This window comes from Mycolicibacterium llatzerense (assembly GCF_000878195.1).
Classification (GTDB): Bacteria; Actinomycetota; Actinomycetes; order Mycobacteriales; family Mycobacteriaceae; genus Mycobacterium; species Mycobacterium llatzerense.
On record NZ_JXST01000084.1, the window covers coordinates 1 to 6,047 of the forward strand.

The 6,047-nt window shown below is 68.2% G+C and carries 6 protein-coding genes and 2 pseudogenes; 3 read left to right on the forward strand and 5 right to left on the reverse strand.

Annotated elements, in window-relative coordinates:
• A pseudogene (locus TL10_RS31895) lies at positions 1 to 140 on the forward strand (NADH:flavin oxidoreductase); the annotation flags it as partial.
• Between the two features lie 49 nt (positions 141 to 189).
• Positions 190 to 2,913 carry an FHA domain-containing protein gene (locus TL10_RS29145; RefSeq protein WP_043396633.1) on the forward strand — a complete coding sequence of 908 codons (2,724 nt, stop codon included), beginning with the start codon at positions 190 to 192 and terminating at the stop codon, positions 2,911 to 2,913.
• A gap of 18 nt (positions 2,914 to 2,931) precedes the next feature.
• Here the strand turns inward: TL10_RS29145 and TL10_RS29150 are convergent, their stop codons facing one another.
• Positions 2,932 to 3,501, reverse strand: a complete 570-nt coding sequence (locus TL10_RS29150) for a pentapeptide repeat-containing protein (protein ID WP_043396635.1) — start codon at positions 3,499 to 3,501, stop codon at positions 2,932 to 2,934.
• Positions 3,502 to 3,520: 19 nt separating this feature from the next.
• On the opposite strand from TL10_RS29150, the gene TL10_RS29155 reads away from it, so the two are divergent.
• Positions 3,521 to 4,294: a DUF1906 domain-containing protein gene (locus TL10_RS29155; protein ID WP_043396637.1), complete on the forward strand. Its 774-nt coding sequence runs from the start codon at positions 3,521 to 3,523 to the stop codon at positions 4,292 to 4,294.
• Here the strand turns inward: TL10_RS29155 and TL10_RS29160 are convergent.
• The 4 genes and pseudogenes from TL10_RS29160 to TL10_RS29175 form a co-directional block, all read right to left on the reverse strand.
• The gene (locus tag TL10_RS29160) at positions 4,291 to 4,869 is read right to left on the reverse strand and encodes a GTP-binding protein (protein ID WP_043396640.1); all 579 of its coding nucleotides are present in this window, start codon (positions 4,867 to 4,869) and stop codon (positions 4,291 to 4,293) included. The two genes, TL10_RS29155 and TL10_RS29160, sit on opposite strands and share 4 nt — an antisense overlap.
• A complete protein-coding gene (locus tag TL10_RS29165; protein ID WP_043988420.1) occupies positions 4,850 to 5,236 on the reverse strand; it encodes a DUF742 domain-containing protein in 387 nt (128 codons plus the stop codon). The genes TL10_RS29160 and TL10_RS29165 overlap by 20 nt, the downstream gene beginning before the upstream one ends.
• Before the next feature lie 9 nt (positions 5,237 to 5,245).
• Entirely contained in the window at positions 5,246 to 5,671 is a 426-nt protein-coding gene (locus tag TL10_RS29170; RefSeq protein ID WP_043396642.1) for a roadblock/LC7 domain-containing protein, read from the reverse strand.
• Positions 5,671 to 6,047: pseudogene (locus tag TL10_RS29175) on the reverse strand (ATP-binding protein); the annotation flags it as partial. The pseudogene TL10_RS29175 and the gene TL10_RS29170, both read right to left, overlap by 1 nt.

A 6,047-nucleotide genomic window follows, 5' to 3' on the forward strand; every position in this document is an offset into this window, starting at 1 on the left:
GTGCTCTGCTGGCCGAACCGGATCTGCTCAACCGGATTCAAGCGGACCGCAGCGTCAAATCGGGCTGCACACACTGCAATCTGTGCATGCCGACCATCTACAGCCACACCCACTGTGTGGTGACCGGGAAGCCGGACTGAACCGGCGGGTCCCCAGGAAAGTCGGCGACAGCGGATAGAGTTGCCTCCGATGACTGGACCAGCCGCACTGCCAGCGCTCACTGTTCGCCATGACGCCGCCACCCGCACCTTCGCGCCGGGAAACGACGTCGTCGTCGGCCGCGATCTGCGCGCCGACTTCCGCGTCGCCCACCCGCTGATCTCGCGGGCGCACCTGATGCTGCGCTTCGACCACGGCCGCTGGGTCGCGGTCGACAACGGCAGCCTCAACGGGATGTACGTCAACGGTCAGCGTGTTCCTGCCGCCGATCTGCACAACGGCTCGGCGCTGAACATCGGTAACCCCGACGGGCCGCTGCTGACCTTCGAGGTCGGCCAGCACCTGGGACCCGCGGGCACGCCGCCGACGACGTCGATGCCCGTCACCCCGGCGCCGACGACCAATCACCGGCCCAGCGCTACCTGGCCCAGCCAGCAGCCGTACACCCCGCCGTCGGCCGCGCAGCAGCGCTACCCGAGCGGTCCGCAGACCTCCAGCCCGTCGGGTCCGCAGCCGCAGTATCCGAGCGGACCCCAGCCGCAGTACCCGAGCGGGCCGCAGCAGCAATACGGCCAGCCTCAGCCGCCGCGCTACCCGACGGCGCCGCAGCAGTACGCACCGCCGTCCGCTCCGGTGTCGCGGCCCGCGCCGGCACAAATCGCGCCTCATGACGAGCCGAGCTCGCCGGCCACGCAGTTCGGGCCGACCGCCGTGGCGCGGCCCAGCGAGAACAACCTCGGCACGACGATGCTGAAGATTCTGCGGCCCGGCCGCAACGCCGAGGTGCCGGCCGGAGCGATCAAGATCGGTCGCGGCACCGACAACGACATCGTCATCCCCGACGTCCTGGCATCACGGCACCACGCCACATTGGTCCCGTCGGCCGGCGGCGGCGCGCAGATCATCGACAACCGCAGCATCAACGGCACGTTCGTCAACGGCCAGCGGGTCGAGGAAGCGATGCTTCGCGACGGCGACACCGTCACCATCGGTAACGTCGACCTCGTCTACAGCGGCGGCACCCTGGCCCGTCGCACGGTCACCACAGCCGATACCCGCACCGGCGGTCTCGAGGTCCGCGGTCTGACGTGGACCATCGAGGGCAACAAGACCCTGCTGAACAACATCTCGCTGGACGCCCGCCCCGGCACGCTGACCGCGGTGATCGGCCCGTCCGGCGCCGGCAAGTCGACGTTCTCCAAGCAGGTGGCCGGCCTGACGCACCCGACGAGCGGCACCGTCACCTTCGAGGGCCACGACATCCACGCCGAGTACGCCTCGCTGCGGTCCCGGATCGGCATGGTGCCGCAGGACGACGTGGTGCACGGTGATCTGACCGTCCGCCAGGCCCTGATGTACGCCGCCGAGCTGCGGCTGCCGCCGGACACCACGAAGGAAGACCGCGAGCAGGTCGTCATGCAGGTGCTCGAAGAGCTCGAGATGACGAAGCACCTGGACACCCGGGTGGAGAAGCTGTCCGGCGGTCAGCGCAAGCGTGCTTCGGTCGCTCTCGAGCTGCTGACCGGGCCGTCGTTGCTGATCCTGGATGAGCCGACATCAGGCCTGGACCCGGCACTGGACCGCCAGGTGATGACGATGCTGCGGGACCTGGCCGATGCCGGTCGTGTGGTCTTGGTGGTCACGCACTCGCTGACCTACCTGGACGTCTGCGATCAGGTGCTGCTGTTGGCACCCGGCGGCTTGACGGCGTTCTGCGGCACGCCGAGCCAGATCGGTCCGGAACTGGGCACCACCAACTGGGCCGACATCTTCTCGTCGGTCGCCGGAGATCCAGAGGCGGCCCACCAACAATTCCTGCAACGCTCCGGCCCGACGCCGCCGCAGCCGGCCGCGGCAGCCCCGGCTGATCTGGGTGCGCCGGCGAAGACATCGCTGCTGCGACAGTTCTCCACCATCGCCCGGCGACAGGTGCGGCTGGTCGTGGCTGACCGCGCCTACACCGCGTTCCTGCTGTTCTTGCCGTTCATCATGGGCGTGCTGTCACTTTCGGTGCCCGGTGGCGGCGCGAACAAGTCCAGTGTCGGTTTCGGTAAACCACTCCCGGCCGGCCCACCTGATTTCGGCGCCGCGCCGAGCGAACCGGGCCAGATCTTGGTGATGATGAACGTCGGCGCGATCTTCATGGGCACCGCGCTGACCATTCGCGCTCTGATCGGTGAGCGGGCGATCTTCCGTCGGGAACAGGCCGTCGGCCTCTCGACCACCGCGTACCTGGCGGCCAAGATCGCGGTGTTCACCGCATTCGCGGTCGTCCAGTCCTCCATCGTGGTGGCCATCACGATCATGGGCAAAGGCTGGGGTCCGGGCGCGGTGACCGGTGGTGCGGTGATACCCAGCCGCAACCTCGAGATGTTCATCGATATCTCGATGACGTGCGTGGCGGCGGCCATGACGGGTCTGGCGTTGTCCGGGTTGGCCAAATCGGCCGAGCAGATCATGCCGTTGCTCGTGGTCGCGGTGATGAGCCAGTTGGTGTTCTCCGGCGGCTTGATTCCGGTCACCGGCCGGGTGGTGCTCGATCAGCTGTCCTGGCTCACCCCGGCACGGTGGGGTTTCGCGTCATCGTCGTCGACCATCGATCTGACCAGATTGGTGCCCGAACCGCTGCTGCCCAATGACAAGTTCTGGCATCACACCACCGGCTCCTGGTTGTTCGACATCGGCGCGTTGGTGGTGCTCTCGGCGTGCTATCTCGGCTTCGTGCGCTGGCGGATCCGCCTCAAAGCTGACTGAGGGCTCTCCCGGACGGGGTCAAGAAGACAAATCCAGGCCGTGGGCGACGGCGTAGGCGATGGCCTGGTCGACGTCGATGCGGGCGCCCCGCACCCCCGCCGTGGTCCAGAACGTCGCATCGATCCGGGCGGCGCGCAGGTCTGCCTCCTCGAACTTCGCGCCCTGTACCCGCGCGCCGCGTAGATCGGCGGCGCGCAGCACGGCCTTGCGCAGGTCGGTGCCGACCAGGGAGGCCTCGGACAGCCGGCAGTCGGTCAGGTCCACGGCACGCAGGTCGCAGCCGGCCAGGACCGCCAGCCGCAGGTCGACCTCGATCATCGTGATCGGGCGCAGTGAGCACTCCGTGAACGTCGACCCCAGCATGGTGCAGTGCCGGAAGGTGCTGTGCGCCAGCGAGCTCCGCCGGAAGGTGCAGTTGCGGAACGCCGAGCCGGAATGCTCGGACTCGGTCAGGTTGACGCCGCTGAAGTCGCAGTCGGTGAACACCACCCGCTCGGTGCGGAGCCGGCTCAGATCCCCGTCGTATTCGTCGCGAAAGACGACTCCGGTGAATTCCGTGTCCTGCCAGTGCTCGTCGGGAACCGTCACGAGTTCGTACGATAGCCCGATGGCCGACCTGGCACGCCCCGCTGACCACCTGTCGAGACGTGGATTCCTCACATTGACCGCCGCCGGACTGGCCGCGTCACTGAGCACCCCGATTGCCTTGGCCGACAACGGCAAACTCATCGACTTCACGCACCTACAGGTGCCGGTGGACCAGGTCGTGGCCGCGGGCTACACCGGGGTCATCGTCTACGTGTCCGAGCTGCGGCCGGGCGCGACGTTCGACTTCAAGCCCGTCAGCCGCGGCTACACCGACGCGCTGCGCGCGGCGGGCCTGCACGTGGTCAGCGTCTACCAGTACGGCAAACCGGGTTGGGTGAACAGCCCGTCGGACTTCACCCGCGGCTTCGACGGCGGCGTCGCCGACGCCCGCACCGCGTTGAGCCTGCACGCCGCGGCCGGTGGGCCGGACACCGCGCCGATCTTCTTCAGCGTCGACGAGGACATCTCCGCCGACACGTGGAAAAACGTTGCGCTGCAATGGTTCAAGGGCATCAATTCAGTGCTGGGTGTTCAGCGCACCGGCGTCTACGGCGGCGCCCGGCAGGTCACCTGGGCGGCCGACGACGGCGTCATCGGCCGGTCCACCACCCCGGGTCATCGCTGGGCCTGGCAGACGCGGGCCTGGTCCGGGGGCGCCCGCGCGCCGATGGCGGTGCTGTATCAGGCGACGGTGGTGACGGCCTCCGATCCGGGCACGATGATCGGCGACTTCCACGTCGACGAGGACGACATCCTGGCCGCTGACTACGGCCAGTGGGACCTGGCTCGTTAAGCCGGGGCGCCCAGACTGGTCAGTGCGTATTCGGTGACGGTGATCAGGGCGTCGCGCGCCGATTGCCGGTGCCGCGCGTCGACGGTGACGACCGGGATGTGGTCGGCCAGGGCCAACGCCTTGCGGACCGCGTGGCCGGGATGCCGTGGAGCGCCATCGAATTCGTTGACGGCGATGATGAACGGTAGGCCACGCGCCTCGAAAAAGTCGACGGCGGCGAAGCTGTCCTGTAGCCGGCGCACGTCGACCAGGATGATCGCGCCGATGGCGCCGCGCACCAAGTCGTCCCACATGAACCAGAACCGGCGCTGCCCCGGGGTGCCGAACAGGTAGAGCACCAGGTCGTCGGCGAGGGTGATGCGGCCGAAGTCCATGGCCACTGTGGTGGTGTTCTTGTCGGGAGTGCCGGCGAGTGCGTCGACCCCGGCCGAGGCGTTGGTGACGATGGCCTCGGTGCGCAGCGGCATGATCTCCGAGACCGCGCCGACGAACGTCGTCTTACCGGCACCGAACCCACCCGAGATGACGATCTTCGTCGACGCGGGGGCGTGCCGGTCAGAGTGCCCGTAGGCCACGCAGTGTCCTCCCAATCAAGTCACGCCGGTCGTCGATGCTCGTCGCTGTGCCGAGCGTGGCGTGTACTTGAAGATAACCCTGCGTGACGAGGTCGCCGATCAGTACACGCGCAACACCGAGTGGTATTGCTAACTTTGCCGCGACCTCGGCCACCGAGGGCCGGGTGGAACCGAGTTTGAGGATCTCGCCGCGCACATCGTTGCCGGGCCAGTGCGATGCGGAGGCGCCCGCCATCGGATAGATCGGCGCCTCCATGGGCAGCTCGATCTCAGTGGTGGTCCGGCCGGCGGTCAGTGTGTAGGGCCGCACCAGGCTGGGCTGCTCCGCGGTGAATGCGGCCTCCCAGGCGTCAGATGTCGGCTCCATGATGACGACCTACGACCTCATCCGATTCGTCGGCTCCGCCGACGTCCGGCGCGCGGATTGCACGACAGTGCCGACCCGTTCGACCAGAATCGCCATCTCGTACCCGATCTGGCCGATGTCGCACGACCGGGTCGCGAGCGTCGCGAGGTTGGAACCGTCACCGACGCGCATCAACAGCAGATAGCCGTGTTCCATCTCGACCACGGACTGCAGCACGTGCCCGCCGTCGAACAGTTGGGAAGCGCCGGTGGCCAGGCTGGCCAGCCCGGAGGCGACGGCGGCCAGCTGGTCGGCGCGCTCGGTCGGCATGCGCGAACTGGCGGCCATCAGCAGGCCGTCGGCGGACACCAGGATGGCGTGGGCCACCCCGGACACCTCGTCGGCGAACTTCGTCACCAGCCAGTCCAGTGACTCGCGCTGAGTCGTACGCGTCATCACCGGCCTCCCGTATCCCGGGACTGCGACCGGCCCGCATGCACGCCACCGAAATGTCCACTGATACTCGCCCGGACCGCGGCGGGGTCACGCAGCGGCAGCCCTTCGGCGGCCGGGTCGGCGTGGACGTCCTCGTCGGGCGCACCAGGGATCAGCCGGGCACCGGGCTGACGGACCGGCAGGCCCGCCTCGGTGTGCTCGACGACCGGCGCATCCTGCGCGGCAGCCGCGGCTGACCAACCCTGGTCCCACACCGTCTGCCAATCGAGGTCGGTGCTGTTGGCCAGTTGCGTGGGATCGTCGATCAGCCATTCCGAGAGCATCTTCTGGTAGATGGCGTCCTCACTTCCAGCGGTGCTCTGCTGGGTCGTCGGGG

What these genes read in the sequence shown, in the direction of transcription:
- TL10_RS29145 (WP_043396633.1), top strand. Translation starts at nt 190, where the DNA reads ATGACTGGACCAGCCGCACTGCCAGCGCTCACTGTTCGCCATGACGCC.
- TL10_RS29155 (WP_043396637.1), top strand. Translation starts at nt 3,521, where the DNA reads ATGGCCGACCTGGCACGCCCCGCTGACCACCTGTCGAGACGTGGATTC.
- TL10_RS29165 (WP_043988420.1), bottom strand. Translation starts at nt 5,236, where the DNA reads ATGGAGCCGACATCTGACGCCTGGGAGGCCGCATTCACCGCGGAGCAG.
- TL10_RS29170 (WP_043396642.1), bottom strand. Translation starts at nt 5,671, where the DNA reads ATGACGCGTACGACTCAGCGCGAGTCACTGGACTGGCTGGTGACGAAG.